The sequence below is a fragment of the Lysobacter sp. GQ73 genome (genome assembly GCF_059758755.1).
The window spans coordinates 14,543-31,763 of the sequence record NZ_JCAXEE010000002.1 but is presented as its reverse complement, the minus strand read 5'-3'; the positions used below and the strand labels follow the sequence as shown (position 1 = coordinate 31,763).

The 17,221-nt window shown below is 69.6% G+C and carries 19 protein-coding genes; 11 read left to right on the top strand and 8 right to left on the bottom strand.

The annotated features are described in order from the left end of the window. Positions 1–94 precede the first annotated feature (94 nt). Positions 95–985, top strand: a complete 891-nt coding sequence (locus AC6CH2_RS05110; RefSeq protein ID WP_498268248.1) for a LysR substrate-binding domain-containing protein — start codon at positions 95–97, stop codon at positions 983–985. A gap of 19 nt (positions 986–1,004) precedes the next feature. On the opposite strand, the gene AC6CH2_RS05105 is transcribed toward AC6CH2_RS05110, so the two are convergent. Both AC6CH2_RS05105 and AC6CH2_RS05100 read right to left on the bottom strand, forming a co-directional pair. Further along, a complete protein-coding gene (locus AC6CH2_RS05105) occupies positions 1,005–2,054 on the bottom strand; it encodes a pyridoxal-phosphate dependent enzyme (RefSeq protein WP_498268247.1) in 1,050 nt (349 codons plus the stop codon). 94 nt (positions 2,055–2,148) lie between these two features. Continuing rightward, the gene (locus AC6CH2_RS05100) at positions 2,149–2,622 is read right to left on the bottom strand and encodes an Lrp/AsnC family transcriptional regulator (RefSeq protein WP_435394534.1); all 474 of its coding nucleotides are present in this window, start codon (positions 2,620–2,622) and stop codon (positions 2,149–2,151) included. Between the two features lie 114 nt (positions 2,623–2,736). Here AC6CH2_RS05100 and AC6CH2_RS05095 point away from each other — a divergent pair, with 114 nt between their 5' ends. The 3 genes from AC6CH2_RS05095 (at position 2,737) to AC6CH2_RS05085 (ending at position 5,472) form a co-directional block, all read left to right on the top strand. Continuing rightward, positions 2,737–4,155: a M20/M25/M40 family metallo-hydrolase gene (locus tag AC6CH2_RS05095; protein ID WP_498268246.1), complete on the top strand. Its 1,419-nt coding sequence runs from the start codon at positions 2,737–2,739 to the stop codon at positions 4,153–4,155. A 47-nt stretch (positions 4,156–4,202) separates the two neighbouring features. After that, positions 4,203–4,820: a glutathione S-transferase family protein gene (locus AC6CH2_RS05090; RefSeq protein ID WP_498268245.1), complete on the top strand. Its 618-nt coding sequence runs from the start codon at positions 4,203–4,205 to the stop codon at positions 4,818–4,820. A 211-nt stretch (positions 4,821–5,031) separates the two neighbouring features. Beyond that, on the top strand, positions 5,032–5,472 hold the full coding sequence (locus AC6CH2_RS05085) for a hypothetical protein (protein WP_498268244.1): 441 nt from the start codon (positions 5,032–5,034) through the stop codon (positions 5,470–5,472). A gap of 21 nt (positions 5,473–5,493) precedes the next feature. On the opposite strand, the gene AC6CH2_RS05080 is transcribed toward AC6CH2_RS05085, so the two are convergent. The 3 genes from AC6CH2_RS05080 to AC6CH2_RS05070 all read right to left on the bottom strand — a co-directional run bounded on the left by AC6CH2_RS05080 (position 5,494) and on the right by AC6CH2_RS05070 (position 7,628). Next, positions 5,494–6,339, bottom strand: a complete 846-nt coding sequence (locus AC6CH2_RS05080) for a sterol desaturase family protein (protein ID WP_498268243.1) — start codon at positions 6,337–6,339, stop codon at positions 5,494–5,496. Further along, positions 6,339–6,848 (bottom strand): SRPBCC family protein, encoded by a 510-nt coding sequence (locus AC6CH2_RS05075; RefSeq protein ID WP_498268242.1) that lies wholly within the window; start codon positions 6,846–6,848, stop codon positions 6,339–6,341. Before AC6CH2_RS05075 ends, AC6CH2_RS05080 begins: the two co-directional genes overlap by 1 nt. Before the next feature lie 99 nt (positions 6,849–6,947). Beyond that, a complete protein-coding gene (locus tag AC6CH2_RS05070) occupies positions 6,948–7,628 on the bottom strand; it encodes an SIR2 family NAD-dependent protein deacylase (RefSeq protein WP_498268241.1) in 681 nt (226 codons plus the stop codon). 375 nt (positions 7,629–8,003) lie between these two features. On the opposite strand from AC6CH2_RS05070, the gene AC6CH2_RS05065 reads away from it, so the two are divergent. Then, positions 8,004–9,524, top strand: coding sequence for an amidohydrolase family protein (locus AC6CH2_RS05065; protein WP_498268240.1), 1,521 nt, complete (start codon positions 8,004–8,006; stop codon positions 9,522–9,524). A 60-nt stretch (positions 9,525–9,584) separates the two neighbouring features. Here AC6CH2_RS05065 and ftrA read toward each other — a convergent pair whose 3' ends face one another. Beyond that, the gene (ftrA, locus tag AC6CH2_RS05060; RefSeq protein WP_498268239.1) at positions 9,585–10,586 is read right to left on the bottom strand and encodes a transcriptional regulator FtrA; all 1,002 of its coding nucleotides are present in this window, start codon (positions 10,584–10,586) and stop codon (positions 9,585–9,587) included. Positions 10,587–10,627: 41 nt separating this feature from the next. Between ftrA and AC6CH2_RS05055 the strand changes: the two genes are divergently transcribed. The 4 genes from AC6CH2_RS05055 (at position 10,628) to AC6CH2_RS05040 (ending at position 13,572) form a co-directional block, all read left to right on the top strand. Further along, positions 10,628–11,095 carry a rhodanese-like domain-containing protein gene (locus AC6CH2_RS05055; protein WP_498268238.1) on the top strand — a complete coding sequence of 156 codons (468 nt, stop codon included), beginning with the start codon at positions 10,628–10,630 and terminating at the stop codon, positions 11,093–11,095. A gap of 348 nt (positions 11,096–11,443) precedes the next feature. Continuing rightward, positions 11,444–11,872: a RidA family protein gene (locus AC6CH2_RS05050; protein ID WP_498268237.1), complete on the top strand. Its 429-nt coding sequence runs from the start codon at positions 11,444–11,446 to the stop codon at positions 11,870–11,872. Positions 11,873–12,062: 190 nt separating this feature from the next. Further along, entirely contained in the window at positions 12,063–12,602 is a 540-nt protein-coding gene (locus AC6CH2_RS05045) for an HD domain-containing protein (RefSeq protein WP_498268236.1), read from the top strand. Between the two features lie 88 nt (positions 12,603–12,690). Next, on the top strand, positions 12,691–13,572 hold the full coding sequence (locus AC6CH2_RS05040; RefSeq protein ID WP_498268235.1) for an aldo/keto reductase: 882 nt from the start codon (positions 12,691–12,693) through the stop codon (positions 13,570–13,572). Positions 13,573–13,635: 63 nt separating this feature from the next. Here AC6CH2_RS05040 and AC6CH2_RS05035 read toward each other — a convergent pair whose 3' ends face one another. Beyond that, positions 13,636–14,175 carry an SRPBCC family protein gene (locus AC6CH2_RS05035; protein WP_498268234.1) on the bottom strand — a complete coding sequence of 180 codons (540 nt, stop codon included), beginning with the start codon at positions 14,173–14,175 and terminating at the stop codon, positions 13,636–13,638. Positions 14,176–14,206: 31 nt separating this feature from the next. Beyond that, positions 14,207–14,620 carry a YciI family protein gene (locus AC6CH2_RS05030; RefSeq protein WP_498268233.1) on the bottom strand — a complete coding sequence of 138 codons (414 nt, stop codon included), beginning with the start codon at positions 14,618–14,620 and terminating at the stop codon, positions 14,207–14,209. Positions 14,621–14,918: 298 nt separating this feature from the next. Between AC6CH2_RS05030 and AC6CH2_RS05025 the strand changes: the two genes are divergently transcribed. Next, a complete protein-coding gene (locus tag AC6CH2_RS05025; RefSeq protein WP_498268232.1) occupies positions 14,919–15,974 on the top strand; it encodes an alpha/beta fold hydrolase in 1,056 nt (351 codons plus the stop codon). 245 nt (positions 15,975–16,219) lie between these two features. Further along, positions 16,220–17,125 (top strand): phosphogluconate dehydrogenase (NAD(+)-dependent, decarboxylating), encoded by a 906-nt coding sequence (gene gnd, locus AC6CH2_RS05020; RefSeq protein WP_498268231.1) that lies wholly within the window; start codon positions 16,220–16,222, stop codon positions 17,123–17,125. The last annotated feature ends 96 nt before the right edge of the window (positions 17,126–17,221 follow it).

Here is a 17,221-nt window from a genome sequence, read left to right as displayed (position 1 = left end):
GGCTGTGTAGTCGGCAAAAACTGGACTCAAAGTCTCTGTGTGTGTACTTTGCATCCGAATCGGCGCCAAGCCGGATACGGACAGGGCCGCAGTCATGCTCAATCTCAACGATCTGGTCCTGTTCGCCGCCGCGGTCGAGCACGGCGGGTTCGCCGCGGCCTCGCGCCGGCTCGGGGTGCCCAAGTCGACGGTCAGCAAGCGCGTCGCCGCGCTCGAAGACGAACTCGGCGTACGCCTGATCCATCGCACCTCGCGCAGCTTCACCCTCACCGACGCCGGCCGCGCCTTCCACGAACATGCGCACGCGGCCTTGATCGAGACCGAAGCGGCCGAGGCGGTGGTGCGCAGCCGCGTCGCCGAACCCAGCGGCCGGGTGCGCATCACCGCCGGCGTGCCGACCGCGCAGGATTACCTCGCCCCGCACCTGCCCGCGCTCGCGCGCACCTATCCGCGCCTGCACCTGCAGCTCGACGTCACCGACCGGTTCGTCGATCTGGTGCAGGAGGGCTACGACATCGCCGTGCGCAGCCATTTCGCGCCGTTGCCGGATTCGGGCCTGATCCAGCGTCAGGCGCTGGTCGAATCGATCGTGCTGGTCGCCGCGCCGGCTTATCTGGCCGAGCGCGGTTGCCCGACGACGCCGCAGGAACTGGCCGTGCACGACGGGCTGCTGACCGGGCAGTCCTCGGCCACGACCTGGAGCCTGTCGAATGCCGCCGGCCATCGCATCGAGGTCGCGCCGGTCGCGCGCATGACCGCCAACGAGGGCCGGGTGCTGTCGACCGCAGCGCAGGGCGGGCTCGGCATCGCCTGCCTGCCGGAGCGGATGTGCCGCGAGGAACTCGACCAAGGCCGGCTGGCGCGGGTGCTGCCCGAATGGATCGCCGGCCGCGTCACCACCACTTTGGTGATGCCGCATCGGCGCGGTCAACTGCCCGGGGTGCGGGCGACGGTCGAGTTCCTGATCGACTGCCTGAAGAACTGATCGACCCCGCGATGCAGCGCTAGCCGGGCGACGCAGCGTCGGCTTCGCTGATCACCAGCAACACCCGGCTGTCGCCGCCGAGGGCATGCGCCGCGCGCAGCCTGGGATCGGCCGATACGCGCAACAAGCCGGCGAGCCCGGCGGCGCCGGAGGCGGTGCTGCGCGGGCCGCCGCCGGCGCGCAAGGCGTCCACGGCGAGTCGCAGCATCGATTCATCGACGCCGACGCCGCGCGCACCGTGAGCCCGCAGTACCGCCAGCGCCGGCGCCGACGCCAGTCCGCAGGACAGCATTCCGGCGGCGGTCTCCAGGTCGCCGTCGATCGGCACCAGTACGCCGGTTTCCAAAGCGCGTGTCACGCACGCGGCCGAGTCGGGTTCTACGACGACGATGCGGGCGGAGGCGTGCAACTCGGTGCGCAGGCCGACGGCGATCGCCGCGGCCAGCCCGCCGACGCCGGCCTGGACGAACGCGTGGCTCGGCGGGCCGCCCGCGGCGCCGGGCCACTGCCCGGCGAGCTCGCGGGCGAGCAGGCCATAGCCGGCCATGACGTCGGCGACCACGACATCGCCGGGGTCGCTGGCGGTGTCGGCGACCAGTACGCCATCGCCGCGGGAGGCCGCCGCCGCCGCGGCGAGCACGGCGGCGTCGTAGCTGCCGTCGATGCGCGCGATGACGCCGCCGAGCGCGGCGATGCGCGCGGCGCGGGATTCGTCTACCGCCGCCGGCAGATAGACCGTGGCGCGGGCGCCGACACACTGCGCGGCGGCGGCGACGGCCAGGCCGTGGTTGCCGTCGCTGGCGCAGATCAGGGTCATCGGCGCGGGGCTGTGCCGGCAGTGCCGTTGCAGCGCCTCGAGCGAATCGGCGCCGGTGGCGCGGGCGAGGGCGCGCAGGCCGGCGGTCATGCCGCCGAGCGATTTGAAGTTGCCGAGCGGCCGTTCGTCCTCGGCCTTGGCGTAGACGCCAGCGACGCCGCAACGGTGGGCCAGCGCCGGCAGCGCGAGCAAACGGGTCGGGCGGTAGTCCGGCCACAGTTGCGCCGGGTCGATCAGCCAGGGAGAGGTCATGGCGCCAGTGTGGCGGCGGCGGTGCGCCGTTGCGCCGCGATCCGACCCGATGCGCAGCGGCCAAACCGCGCATCCGCGCCGGGGCGCGCGGCGTTCATTCGTCGTCGAGCGCGACCGGAATGCTCAGGCCGCGCTTGACCAGGCTCAGCGCGACATTGGTGGTGAAGCGCTTGATGTTCGGGTTGTCGCCGACCATGCGGATCATCAGCGCGTCGTAACTTTCGGTGTCCGGCGCGGTCACCACCAGCACGAAGTCGGCTTCGCCGGTGACGTAGAAGACTTGTTGCACCTGCTCTTGTTCGCTCAGCCAGCGGCGCAACTGCGCCAGCAGCTCGGGTCGCTCGCGCTCGACCTGCAAGGCGACGATGAAGAAGGTCGGCTTGCCGACCTGCCTGGGGTCGACCACCGCCGCCTGGCGCACGATCACGCCTTGCTCGCGCATGCGCCGCAGCCGGCGCTGGATCGCCGACGGCGACAGCGCGACCTGTTCGGCGAGTTGCTCGGCGGTCTGCCCGGCGTCTTCCTGGACCAGGTTGAGCAGTTGGCGGTCGAATCGGTCGAGTTTCATGGTCCCGGCATCTTAGTGGGCGAGCGTGCGGAAAAACCGCAAGCGGCGCGCGCCGATCGCGGCGAAAGCGCAGGGCCGCGCGGCTAGGATTTCGGCTCATCCCGAGGCGACCCCATGGATTTCCCGAAGCTGCAGCAATTCGTCGATCGTATCTGGCAGGCCGAGATCGTGCCGGCGCTGTGCGACTACATCGCCATTGCCTGCGAGTCGCCGGCCTTCGACCCGGACTGGGACGCGCACGGCCACATGCAGCGCGCGGTCGAACTGATGACGGGCTGGGCGCGCGAGCGCCTCGCCGCGGTGCCGGGCGCCACCGTCGAGGCGCTGCGCCTGCCCGGGCGCACCCCGCTGATCTTCATCGATATCCCGGCCAGCGGCAGCGGTGGTGCGCCAGCGCTGATCTACGGCCACCTCGACAAGCAACCGCCGATGAGCGGGTGGGCCGCCGGCCGCAGCGCCTGGACGCCGAGCCTGGAAGGCGAGCGCCTGTACGGACGCGGCGGCGCCGACGACGGCTATGCCCTGTTCGCGGCGATCGCCGCAGTGCTGGGACTGCGCGCGCAAGGTCTGGGCCATCCGCGCTGCAGCCTGCTGATCGAAGCCAGCGAGGAATCCAGCAGCGTCGACCTGCCGGCCTACATCGAGCATCTCGCCCCGCGCCTGGGCGAGCCGGGCCTGATCGTCGCGCTCGACGCCGGCTGCGGCAATTACGAACAGTTGTGGACGACGACGTCCTTGCGCGGACAGGTCGCCGGCACTTTGAGCGTGCGCGTGCTCGACGAAGGCGTGCATTCCGGCGACGCCTCCGGGATCGTGCCGTCGAGCTTCCGGATCGCGCGGCGCCTGTTGTCGCGACTCGAAGACGCCGACAGCGGCGAGGTCGTCGCCGAGTTCCAGGCCGAGATCCCGCCGGCGCGCCGAACTCAGGCCGGGACCGCCGCAACGGCCTTGGGGCAAGCGCTCATCGACAGTTTTCCGTTCCATCGCGACACGCGGGCCGTGAGCGAGGCGCCGGCCGAGTTGGTCCTCAACCGCGCCTGGCGCGCGCAATTGGCGGTCACCGGGCTCGACGGCCTGCCCGCGGTGGCCCAGGCCGCGGCGGTGATGCAGCCGTTCACCGCGCTCAAACTCAGCCTGCGCCTGCCGCCGACGCTCGACCCGGTGGCGGCGGGCCAGCGCTTGAAAACCCTGCTCGAAGCCGAGCCGCCGTACCGCAGCGAGGTCTCGTTCGCGATCGATTTCGCCAGCCCGGGCTGGCATGCGCCGGCGGTCGCGCCCTGGCTCGAAGCCAGCCTCGAACGCGCCTCGCTGCAGGCCTTCGGCCGCGGCAGCGCCCTGATCGGCGGAGGCGGCGGGATTCCGTTCCTGGCCATGCTCGGCGAGCGTTACCCGCGGGTGCAATTCGTGGTCACCGGCGTGCTCGGGCCGCAATCCAACGCGCACGGCCCGAACGAATTCCTGCACCTGCCGACCGCGCGCCGGATCACCGCGGCGGTCGCCTGCCTGTTGCACGATGCCGGCAAGCAGGCATGAGCGCCGGCGCACCGGTTCGCCCTTCGTCTCCCCACACAGGTCTCGCCATGCAATTGCTGTATCAGACCCACTCGCCGTACGCACGCAAGGCCCTGGTGTTCGCTCACGAAGCCGGACTGGCCGAGCGCATCGAGGTCGTGCATCACGAGACCAGCCCGACCCTGCGCAACGAAGCGGTGTACGCGCAAAACCCGCTCGGCAAGGTGCCGGTGCTGATCCGCGCCGGCGAGCCGGCGATCTTCGATTCCGACATCATCTGCGCCTATCTCGACACCTTGCACGGCGGCCGGCCGCTGATTCCCGCGCAGGGCGAGGCGCGCTGGCATGCGCTGCGCCTGCAGGCGGTCGCGCAAGGCCTGGCCGATGCCGGCATCAAGGTGCGCTGGGAAACCGTGCGCCGCCCGGAAGCCCTGCGTTACCCGGCCTTGCGCGAGGGCTACACCGAAAAGCTGATCGAGAGCTACGACTGGCTGGAGCGGCAGCTCGACGCCGAAGCGCCGGTCCATGTCGGCCATATCGCGGTGGCCACCGCGCTGAGCTGGCTGAAGTTCCGTGAACTGCCGGATTTCCGCGAAGGGCGCCCGCGCCTGGTCGAATGGTTCGAGGCCTTCGAACGACGGCCGTCGATGCGCGCCACGCCCCTGTCGGGCGACACCCACGACTGAGCACAGGCGCGTCGCCCCGCGCGCGTGGCCTGCGCCGCGCCGCGGCTGCGTTCGCTCAGGTAGGTGCGGCCTTCGCCGCGCCGGACAGGGGAGTGCGTGAGCGGGCGGCCGCAGCCTCGGTCGCCGTCGCGCGCGGCGGTGGCGCCAGCGTTCTGCGTGCGCTCTCCTGTCGTCCCGGCCGCCACCGCGGCATCCGAGCAGGAGCGAGTCCATGCAGAAGATCTTCGGCGGCCTGATCTCGGTGATCCTGCTCGGCGTCTACGTGCATCTGATCACCGTGGCGGTGGAGGTGGTGAACTGCGGCGGCGCCGCCAACTGCACCGTCTTCAACGATGGCATGGCCCAGGCCTTTTCGGTGATCGGCGGCCTGGTGTCGGCGCTGGTCATCGCCGAACTGGCGATCGCCAAGCCGGGCGAGGCGCCCGGCGCGCGCGTGCTGGACTCCGACGCCTCGGTCGGCGCGGTGCGCACCGTCACCATCGTGTCGGTGCTGTTCGTGCTGGTGTGGATCGGCGCCGGACTGACCGCCTTCATGGTCGGGCTGTATCACCCCAAGGCGCTGCCGGTGCTGACCACTCACGGACAGGCCTGGCTCGGGCTGGCGGTGTCGGCGGCCTATGCTTATTTCGGGTTGTCGCCCGGCGGCCGTTGAGGGGTGCGAATCGAGGGTGCGTCAGTCGCGCGGGTGGGTATGCGACAGCGCCCGCTCCGGTGGCCCGAACAACTGTCCGAAGACTCCGCGCAGGCCGCGCGCGCGCCAGGCGTCGCCGAACATCGCGATCCATTCGTGGAAGGTCAGACGGATCGGGTTGTGCCCGCGCACCTGGCCGACGATGCCGTACTCGCAGGGCACGTCCGCGTCTTCCTCGGTGTAGGTGCCGAACAGCTTGTCCCAGACGATCAGCACGCCGGCGTAGTTGCGGTCGATGTACTGCGGGTTGCGCGCATGGTGGACGCGGTGATGCGAGGGCGTGTTGAAGACCTTCTCGAACCAGCCGAGCTTGCCGACCGCCTGGGTGTGGACGAAGAACTGGAAGCCCAGGTTGATCGCGACCACCGCGACGATATGGCGCGGCTCGAAGCCGATCCAGGCCAAGGGCAGCCAGAACAGCCACATCCCGGAAATCGGATAGGTCAGGCTTTGCCGGAACGCGGTCGACAGGTTCAGCCGCTCGGAGGAGTGGTGGGTGACGTGCGAGGCCCACAACCAGCGCACGCGATGGCTGCTGCGGTGGAACCAGTAGTAGAAGAAATCCTGGGCGACGAACAAGGCGGCCATGGTCCACCACGAGGCCGGCGGCAGCTCGAACAGGCGATGGGCATAGACCGCGTAATACAGGCCGATCACCAGCAGCCAGGCGATCGCGTCGCTGGCCTGGTGCATCAAGGCCAGGGCCGCGTTCGAAAGGGTGTCGCGCAGGCTGTACTGTTCGGGCCGGCGCTTGCGCCAATACCAGGCCTCGAGGCCGATCAGCGACAGGAAGATCGGCGCCATCGCCAGCAGTATCCATTCCTGCATCAATCGCGCTCCCGCCGCCACGCGGCTTCCAGGGACTCGGCCATGCGCTCCAGGCATTGCCGCATCGCCGCGTGCATGAAACCCCGCAGCAGGGGCCAGGCGAACACCCAGGCCAGGGGGTGGGTCAGCTCGAAGTCGTAGCGCCACTGCACCCGGGTCGACGACGCTGCGACGGCGGGATCGTCGGCGGAGTCGGCATCGAAGCGCCAGTCGGCGTGGGCTTCGCGCGCGAGCCAGGCCATCGGCCCGCGGAACCCGCTCAAGGTGTAGGCATGACGACGCGGCGGATCGAACGCGGTAATGCGCTCCATCAGGCGCGAGCCGTCCTGGTTTTCCAGGCTGCGCATGCTGCCGACCGTGGACGTCGCCAAGGGGGTGATGCGCCGCAGGCCCGGAATCGGGCCGTAGCCTTCGAACAGGGCCGGGAAGCGCTCAGGGTCCAGGGCCAGCGCGAACACCGCCTCGGGCGTGGCGGAGATGCTGCGTTCGGCGAGTAGGGTGACGCGCATTCAGCGAGTCTAGAAGGTCGCGCGCAGCGAATCCATACGCCGGCGCAGGTTCTGCGTGAGCGGTCGCGATTCCCCGCCGGGTGGGTTATCGAGTCGCGTTCAGCGCAGCCACTGCTCGACCAGCGGCGGCACCACTGCGGTCGCGGTGCCTTGCAAGAAACGATAGCCGCGCGGCACCTCCTGCAGTTCCGGCGAGACGAAGCAGCGCTCGGCCGAGAACGGGGCGTAGGCGACCAGGCCGGCGGCCGGATAGACGCTCAGCGAGGTGCCGATCGCCAGCACCTTGGCCGCGCTCGAGAAATGCGCCTCGGCCTCGTCCATGTGGCGCACGGCTTCGCCGAACCAGACCACGTCGGGGCGCAACTGGCTGCCGCGCTCGCACAGGTCGCCGAGCTCGATCACCGGTCGCTTCAAGGGATAGATCCGCTCCGGCGCGACGGTGTTGCGCGCCTTGAGGATTTCCCCGTGCAGGTGGATCACCATCGACGAGCCGGCGCGTTCGTGCAGGTCGTCGATGTTCTGGGTGATCACCACGACTTCGTACTTCTCCTCGAGCCGGGCGATGGCGAGGTGGGCGGCGTTCGGCCGCGCCGCGAGCACGCCCTTGCGGCGTTCGTTGTAGAAGCGCAGCACGGTGGCGGGGTCGCGTTGCCAGGCCTGCGGCGAGGCGACGTCTTCCAGGCGGTGCTCGTGCCACAACCCGCCCATGTCGCGGAAGGTCTGGAGCCCGCTCTCGGCGCTGACGCCGGCGCCGGTGAATACGACGATCTTGTCTTTCACGCTGCGGCCCGCTGGGTACGGGCGGCATAGGCTTGACGATGGAACGGGAGCATGACGTGCTGCATGGCGGGACCTGTTGCCGGAGAAGACGATGCGGAGAAAACGGCACCCGAGTACACGGTACTCAAGTGAACGATACCCACGGAAAACGCTACGAAAGACGCGCTACGGATGCGAGGATAGCCGAGCGCGCCGGCCGGGGCTTCGCCGCAGGCGGGGCGAGACCTTGCGGATGCGGTCGTGCCTGCCGGCGCCGCGCGCTTTCAACCCTGGCGCCGGTTCGCGCATCTGTGGCTGGGCGTGGACGGGGCCGGTCCGCGCGCGCACCCAACCTTCGTCGAAGGCCATCGGCACGAACACGAGCAAGGAATCGGCATGATCGCTTACCTGTTGGCGTTGACCTTGGGCGCCGCGCAACCATCGCAGGCGCCCCAAACCGGCGCGACCGCCGCGTTTTCGACGCAGGCGGCAGGCACTTGGCTGGTCTCCGACGTCACCGTGATCCCGGCCGATACCGACGAAGTGCTGCCGCACCGCAGCGTGCTGATCCGCGACGGCCGCATCGTGCGGATCCTGGCGCCGGGCGCGAAGGCGAAAGTCCCTGGCGCGACCGTGATCGACGGACGCGGCAAGTACCTGGTGCCGGGCTTCGTCGATGCGCACGTGCACATCGCCACCGAGGGTGCGATCCGCGACAGCAAGAACCCGGCGATCGCCGCGCTCGAGCTGGGCGATGCTCACGAGTACGACCGCCAAGTGATGCTCGGTTTCCTCAAGGCCGGGGTGACCGGCGCGGCCAACCTCGGCGGCGGCGCGCGCAGCGACGAGGACTTGCTGTGGCTGCGCGAGGAGATCGCCGCCGGGCGCATCGCCGGCCCGCAGTTGTACGTCGGCAAGCGCATCAACGGCCCGCGCGCGGCGGTAGCGCCGCAGCCGGCGGCCGCAGTGCCGGCTTCCAGGCCGGAGGCGCCGACCACCGCGGCCGACGGCGCCGCGGCGGTGCGCCAGGCGCGCGAGCGCGGCTACGATTTCATCAAGCCGTATCAGTTCCTCAATCGCCAGACCTATCGCGCGGTCGTCGAGGAAGCCCGGCGGCAGGGCATGATCACCACCGGCCATCTGCCGGAACTGGGCTGCGCGAGCTGCGCCGATCGCGACTTCGCGTTCGCCCACCCGATGGACAACATCGCCCACAGCGAAGAGCTGACCCGTTTCGCGCGCATCGGCGGCGATCTGTCGCCGCGCGATCTCGAGGCCCTGGCCGACGCGGTCGCCGAGCGCAAGATCGCGGTCACGCCGACCCTGGTGACGCTCAAGACCATCGTCGGCATGTACGTGCAGCGCGCGGTGCCGCCGGTGCCCGGCGATTGGGCCATGCGCGTCGATCCGGTCACCCGGCTCGACTGGACGCCGCCGGCCAACCGTTACCTGAGCCAGGCTTTTCGCGATCAGGACGGCGCCGATACCTTCTCGGCCGGCTACGATTTCGCCCGCGTTCTGACCCGGCAGCTGTGGAAGCGCGGCGTGCCGTTGACGGTCGGCACCGATGCCTCGTTGCCGGGCCTGGTCTTCGGCGTGTCGGTGCAGCAGGAAATGATCGAGCTGCGCGAGATCGGCCTGCGCCCGATCGAGGTGCTGCGCGCGGCCTCGATCAACGCGCACCGTTTGTTCGACCCCCAGGCGGGCAGCGGCGCCGTGCGCGAAGGCGAACGCGCCAACCTCGTCCTGCTCGATGCCGACCCGCTCGCCGACATCCACAACGTCGCCAAGATCGCCGGCGTATTCGCCCAGGGGCGCTGGCTCCCGATGGCCGAGATCGATCGCCGCCTGGAAGCGGGCCGGGCCTTCGAGCAGGGCTTGTCGCGGCAGATCCAGGCGCACCCGGCGCATCATTGATCGGACGAGTTCGGGCTGCCGGCGCGGACGCCACGCGCCGGCTCGTCTGGCGCGGGCGAGTTAGCGACGGATGGCCGATGCCGCGTTGCGGGCGAAACGTTCGCGGTAATCGCGCGGGCTCAGCCCGAGCTTGCGGCGGAAGTGATGGCGCATGGTGATGGCGCTGCCGAAGCCGGTGCGGCCGGCGATGCGGTCGATCGCCAGCTGGGTGGTTTCGAGCAGTTCGCGCGCGCGGTCGACGCGGGCCTGGATCAGCCAGTCGGCCGGCGTCGTGCCGGTGGTCTGCTTGAAGCGGCGCATGAAGTTGCGCTCGCTCATCGCGGCCATGCCGGCGAGCACCGCTACCGGCAGCGGTTCGGCGAGTTGCCTGCGCATGCGCTCGAGCAAGGGCGAGAGCGCGTTGCCGGCCTCGGGCTCGATCGGGCGGTCGATGTACTGGGCTTGGCCGCCTTCGCGGTGCGGCGGGATCACCAGACGCCGGGCGACGTGATTGGCGACCCTCGCGCCCCAGTCGCGGCGCACCAGGTGCAGGCACAGGTCGAGACCGGCAGCGCTGCCGGCCGAGGTCAGCAGCGTGCCTTCGTCGACGTACAGGGCGTTGGGGTCGACACGGACGCGCGGATAGCGTGCGCGCAACGCGTCGACGTAGCGCCAATGGGTGGTCGCGCGGCGTCCGTCGAGCAGCCCGGTCGCGGCGAGCGCGAACGCGCCCGAGCAGATCGACAACAGGCGCGCGCCGCGCGCATGCGCCTCGCGCAGCGCATCGGCGATGCGGGGCGGCACCGGCGCATCGATCGAACTCCATCCCGGGATGACGACGGTCCCGGCCCGGACCAGCCGATCGAGCCCGGCATCGGCGGTAACCCTCAGGCCGTACTGACAGCGCAGAGGGCGGCGTTGCGCGGCGCAGGTCTCGAACCGGTACCAGTCCGCGCCGAGCTCGGGTCGGGCCAGGCCGAACACCTCGGCGGCGCAGGAAAATTCGAACGCGCACAGGCCCTCGTAGGCGAGCACGGCGACGCGTCGGTTGGGCGCTGCGGGACGGGGTTTCGACTTCGGCATGATCTGATCGATGCTTGGCAATCCTGCCAATAGTGCTCGGCGTGGGCCAGGCCGACAATGGCGCATCGGCCCTCCGCCGGCTCAGCCCGATCCAGGAACCCATCATGCGCAACGCCGTCACCGAAGTTCCCGCCGCCGCGCCCGAACAGGCCTTGCGGCACTTCCAGGCCCAGTTCGCCTTCGAAACCGATTGCTGGGACACCCACGAGGCCCTGCAGTCGGGGGAGCCGGGCTTCGTCCTGATCGATGCGCGCAGCTCCCAGCTTTATGCCCAGGGCCATTTGCCGGGCGCGATCAGCATGCCGCACCGCAAGATCATCGCTTCGAGGATGAGCGCTTATCCGTCCTCGGCCCTCTACGTCGTCTATTGCGCCGGACCGCATTGCAACGGCGCGGCGCGCGCGGCGGTCCGGCTCGCCGAGCTCGGCCTGGCGGTAAAGCTGATGAGCGGCGGCATCGCCGGTTGGCTCGACGAAGGCTTCGAGTTGGCTGTCGGCGATAGGCCATGAACCTGGCGACCGGGATACAGGCGTGCGTCGGTGGGCACGGTTGCCGAGACAGTCGAACTCACGGCGCTCGCGTGCGCATTCGGCTTTGTCAGGAGGGTTAGGCTGCGCCCCTGATTCGTGTCGGCTGTTCCCTTTCCTAGAAAAAGGAGGGCAGGCAGGCGGCTTTGCGCGTTGAGGCGAATGGCGACACTGCCGCGATAAGCCGAGCGGCAACCGGCCTGCGATGTCACAAGCCGATGCGGTGAATCGTCGGGACAGCGAGAGCGAGTCGATCCAGCGCATCGATCCATGGATTGAATATGGCGGGGGCCGACCGCAGCTCATCAACCCCACCTCGAAGGAATCGCAATGAACGCTGCAAACCCGAAGCCTGCCCTGGTCCTGAGCAACCCGGCCGGCCTTTACGATCCCGCCCCCAACGGTTACTCGCACCTGGCCGAAGTCGCGGGCGCGGTGCGCTGGGTGTTCGTCGCCGGCCAGGGCGGCGAGACCGCCGACGGTGCGCTCGCCGACGACTTCCAGGCGCAGGTGCGCCAGGCGATGCACAACCTGGTCACCGCATTGGCCTCGGCTGGCGCGTCGCCGTCGGACGTGGTCAAGCTGACCGTATTGATCGTCGATCACAGCGAGGCTCGCCTGCATGCGTTCGGCACCGAACTGGCCGCGGCGTTCGGCAGCGAGCATCGCCCGACCTGCACCCTGATTCCGGTGCCGAGGCTGGCCCTGGACGGCATGTTGTTCGAGATCGAGGCGCTCGCCGCGGTCGCGGCCGGGTAAGCGACGTCCGGCTGGCGTCCGGCCGAGAGCCAGTCGCCCGGTCACCGCGGCCGCAGCGGTCTATACTGGCCGCTGCGGCCGTGCCGGTTCGCACCCCGCGGACGACCCGTCGCCATCCTCCTCTCCGATCTCGCCGCGCAGCCGATGCTGCGTGGCGCGAATCGCTGGGCGGACCTGCAAGGAGCAGCTCATGAACACGACCCATGGCTTGTTGATCCGCGCCGCCGCCTTCGCGGCAGAGCGCCACCGCCACCAGCGCCGCCGCGACGCCGAGGCCTCGCCCTACATCAATCACCCCATCGCCCTGGCCGACGTGCTGGCCAACGAGGGCGGCATCGACGACACCACGGTCCTGTGCGCGGCCTTGCTGCACGACACGGTCGAGGACACCGAGACCGGTGCGGACGAAATCGAAGCGCTGTTCGGCGCGCGCGTCGCCGCGGTCGTGCTGGAAGTCAGCGACGACAAGTCGCTGCCGAAGGCCGAGCGCAAGCGTCTGCAGATCGAGCACGCGCCGCATCTGTCGCGCGAGGCCCGGCTGATCAAGCTGGCCGACAAGATCTGCAACCTGCGCGACTTGCTCGCGCAGCCGCCGGCGGACTGGCCGGCGCAACGCAAACAGGCGTATTTCGATTGGTCGGCGCAGGTCGTCGCCGGCGTGCGCGGCGTCCACCCGGGCCTGGAGGCGGTGTTCGACGCGGTCCACGCGCGCGCCGGCGAACTGGCCTAACGCGAGCCGGCCTGATCGTCGCCACGGCCGGGCTTCTGCGCTCGCGGGCGAGACCCTAGACTGGGGTCTTTCGACTACGGCCCGCCTTATGTCCCCTCCGGATCCGTTCCTGTCTCCGATCGTCGCCGGCGCCTGGCGCATGGCCGAGTGGAGCTTCGACGTCCAGCAACGCCTGCACTGGATCGGCGCGGCGCTGGACCTCGGCATCACCAGCTTCGACCACGCCGACATCTACGGCGACTACGGCGTCGAGGCCCTGTTCGGCGAAGCCCTGGCGGCAAGTCCCGGATTGCGCGAACGCATCCAGATCGTCAGCAAGTGCGGAATCCGGCTGCCCTCGGCGCGGCGCCCCTCGCATCGGGTCAAGTCCTACGACACCTCGCCCGCGCACGTAGTCGCTTCGGTCGAGAATTCGCTGCGCGCGCTGCGCACCGATCGTCTCGACCTGTTGTTGATCCACCGTCCCGACCTGTTGATGGACGCCGACGCGCTCGGCCGTTGTTTCGACGAACTCAAGGCGGCCGGCAAGGTGCTGCAGGTCGGCGTGTCCAATCATTCGCCTTCGCAACTGGCGCTGCTGCATTCGCGGCATTCGCTGGCGACCCATCAGATCGAACTGTCGCCGCTGCAACTGGCGGCGCTCGACGACGGAACGCTCGACCAGTGCCAGACCCTGGGGATGCGGCCGATGATCTGGTCGCCGCTCGGCGGCGGGCGCCTGTTCGGCCAGGGCGATGCCCAGGCCGCGCGCGTCCATGAGGTATTGACCGCGCTCGGCGAGCGCTACGGCGCTCCGGCGGCGACGATGGCCTACGCTTGGTTGCTGCGGCATCCGTCGCGGCCGTGGCCGATCACCGGCAGCGGCCGGGTGCAGGGTCTGCGCGATGCGGTCGCGGCGCTGTCGATCGAACTCGACGCCGAAGACTGGTATCTGATCTGGCAGGCCGGCGCGGGCCGCGAGGTCGCCTGACCGGTCTTGCGACGAAGGCCGCATCGCGGCGGCCTTCGCCGAAGTCGGCCCGGCCGTGTCGGCTCAACCGCGCGGCTGGCGTTCGGCAATGGTCTTGAGTTGCGCGAGGCCGTCCTCGAAGTGCGCGCCCAGCATCTTGTCGATGCTCATGAACAAACCGAACGCCTTGAACATGAAATTGCGCTCGCCGCTCATCGACCAGGTGACTTCGGTCTTGTCGCCGACCGGCTTGAACGTGAACTCGGCGAGGTTGGTGGCCTGGAACGGTTTGCGGAAGGCCAGTTCGATCCGGAGGTATTCGCCGGGGCGGCTTTCCAGGACCGTCGCCCGGCCTTCGCCGGCGTTCTTGTCGCCGACCCAGTCGTAGACCGCGCCCACGCCCAGCGCCGGGCCCTGATGGCTGCGTTGCATTTTGGGGTCGAGCTTTTCGAACGGCGACCACGCCGTCCAGCGACGGAAGTCCCCGACCTGAGCGAAGACCGCCGCCGGCGGCGCGTCGATCGCGATGCTGCGGGCGACGCGGAACTGCGAGGGTTGCAGGGCGATCACGATGGCGAGCGCGACGAGAATGGCAGCGATGACGAGCAGGATGATCTTGAACATGGTGTGTCCTGGCTGGGGCGAAGGGGCGGGCTCAGGGCGCGCGATTGTGCAGTTGTTCGAAACCTGCGGCGGCCTGCTGCACGTCGGCCGGGAAGTCTTCCATCTCCTGGACCTGGCGCACCTCGATGACTTCGTTGTCCGAGCCCGGGCAGCGTGCGGCCCAGGCGATGGCCTCTTCGCGCGAGGCGACTTCGATCATCCAGTAGCCGCCCAGCACTTCCTTGGCCTCCGGGAACGGGCCGTCGGTGATCTTCGGCTTGCCGCCGGCGAAGCTGACCCGCGCGCCCATCGACGGCGGATGCAGCCCGTCGAGCGCGATCAACACGCCGGCCTGCTGCAGTTCGCGGTTGTAGGCCATCATCGCCTCGACCGCTTCGGCGCTCGGCAGGGTGCCGGGCGCGGCGGATTCGTAACCTTTGGGAATCATCAGCATCATGAAGCGCATGGCGGTCTCTCCTGTCGAATGTCGTTATGGGGAAAGCTGTCGTTATGGGATGGCTGTCGTTATCGGCAAAGCGCGGCCGGCCGATGGCTGGGCGCTCTTGTAATGACGACGTACCGGCGCCGGTCGGATAGACACGCTCGCCAAAATTATTTTGCGTCCTCCGGATGGGGACGCTTCGAGACAGGCCGCTGCGCGGCGCGGAACTGAATCGCGTCTGTCTCGGCCGCGCCGGCCTCCCTCTCGCTACAGCGCACTCCTGCTTACCATCGCCGCTTCATTGACCGAAGGCGAGGCGGTTATGAGCAGTCCGGGCAAGACCTGCGGCAAGCTGGCGGCGGCGCTGCTGATGACGGCGGCCTGCGCCGCCGGTGCGGCCGATGCGCCGGCGCCCGCCGCGGCCACGAAAGCGGTTCCCGACCTGAGCCTCGATGCCTATGCCGAGCCGGCGCAGCGGGTCGATATCGGCAAAGGCCGCCATCTCAATCTGCGCTGCAGCGGGCGGGGCGAGCCGACGGTGTTGCTGGAAGCCGGGTTCGCAGCCGACTCCCTGTCCTGGGCCAAGGCGCAGCCGCTGATCGCCGAGCGCAACCGCGTGTGCGCCTACGACCGCGCCGGGGTCGGCTACAGCGACCCCGGCCCGCTGCCGCGCGATCTCGATGCCGATGTCGCCGACCTGCACGACCTGATCGAGGCCGCCGATCTCGACACTCCGCTGATCCTGATCGGCCATTCCTACGGCAGCCAGGTGGTGCGCCGCTACGACGAGCGTCATCCCAAGCACGTAGCGGCGTTGGTGCTGATCGACCCGCCGGTGCAGAACGTCGCCGAGTTTTCCCCCGGTTACGCCCGGCGCGAAGCCGAGATCGCGCCGAAGATGCTGGCGATGTACCGCAGCTGCGAGCAGGGCGCGCGCGAGGGCCGGCTGAGCGCTACGCCGCCGGCCGAACTCAACTCCTGCCTGCGCGGGCCGAACCCGAACTACAGCGCGCGCTTGAACGCGGCGATCCTGGCCTGGCGTTCCAAGCCGGCGTTCTGGGCCGGATTGATCTCGGCCTCGGAACACCGCGGCGCGCTGTACGACGCGCCGGTGCCGAAGAGCGAACGCCACGACGGCAAGCCGGTGTTGGTGTTGAGCGCGGACCGCCCGTATCCGGGCGCATCGCCGAAAGACCAGCAGTCGTTGATCGCGGCCCGCGAGCAGACCCATACCGCCCTGATCGGCACCACCCGCCTGGGCAAGCGGGTCATCATCGAAAACAGCTCGCACGACATCCCGGTCGACCAGCCGAGCGCCCCGGCGATCGCGGTGTTCGAGGCGATGCAGATGCGCGAGCGGGCCAAGGCGAGGGACTGAGCGTTCGCGCAGGCGGGCCGGGCCGGAGGCGATCGTTTCCGACAAACGAACAGGCCGGCATTGGATCGATGCGTTGCGCGGGCTGCGATTGCGGCTTGCGGGCCCGCGACCATCTCAGAGGCGATCACACTCGATTTCCAAAACACAAGGGACAATGGCGCCGACGTGATCGCGTATTGGTCCTCACCCGATCGCCGCACTCGCCGGCGGTTCGAACCACAGTCGGACAAGACAAAGGAGACAGCATGGATCTGGGCATGGTCGGTCTGGGGCGCATGGGCGCCAACATGGCCGAACGACTGGTACGCGGCGGCCATCGGTTGGTCGGCTTCGACCCGACCCCGGCCGCGCGCGAACAGGCCGCGGCACGCGGCATCGAAGCGACCGCGTCCCTGCGCGAACTGGTCGCCGCGCTGCCCGCGCCGCGCACGGTCTGGCTGATGGTGCCGGCCGGCGCGGTGGTCGACGCGACCCTGGCCGAACTGCTGCCGCTGCTCGCCGTGGGCGACGTGGTCGTGGACGGCGGCAACTCCAACTACAAGGACACCATGCGCCGCGCCGCGCAACTCGCCGAGCGCGGCCTGCACTACGTCGACTCGGGCACCAGCGGCGGCGTGTGGGGCCTGAAGGAAGGCTATAGCCTGATGATCGGCGGCGACGAGGCCGCGGTCGAGCGGCTGCGCCCGATCTTCGAGAGCCTGGCGCCGGCGGCCGATCGCGGCTGGGGCCGGGTCGGGCCGAGCGGCGCCGGCCACTTCACCAAGATGGTCCACAACGGCATCGAGTACGGCCTGATGCAGGCCTATGCCGAGGGCTTCGCGATCATGGGGCGCAAGGACGAGTTCGGCCTGGACCTGCACCAGATCGCCGAGATCTGGCGGCACGGCAGCGTGGTGCGTTCGTGGCTGCTCGACCTGAGTTCGGATGCGCTGGCCAAGAACCCCGCGCTCGACGGCATCGCGCCCTACGTCGAGGACTCCGGCGAAGGCCGCTGGACCGTCGCCGAAGCGATCGATCTCAACGTTTCCGCGCCGGTGATCACCGCTTCGTTGCTCGAACGGCTGCGCTCGCGCGAGAAGGATTCCTTCGCCGACAAACTGCTGGCGGCGATGCGCAACGAATTCGGCGGCCACGCCATCCGCAAGGAATAGGCCGGCCCGTTCCGGCCCGGCGCCGGTAAGCACCACGGAGGCGGCCGCGCAAGCGCTATGCTCGCGGCCGGGCCATCGGAAGCCGTCGCCATGCCG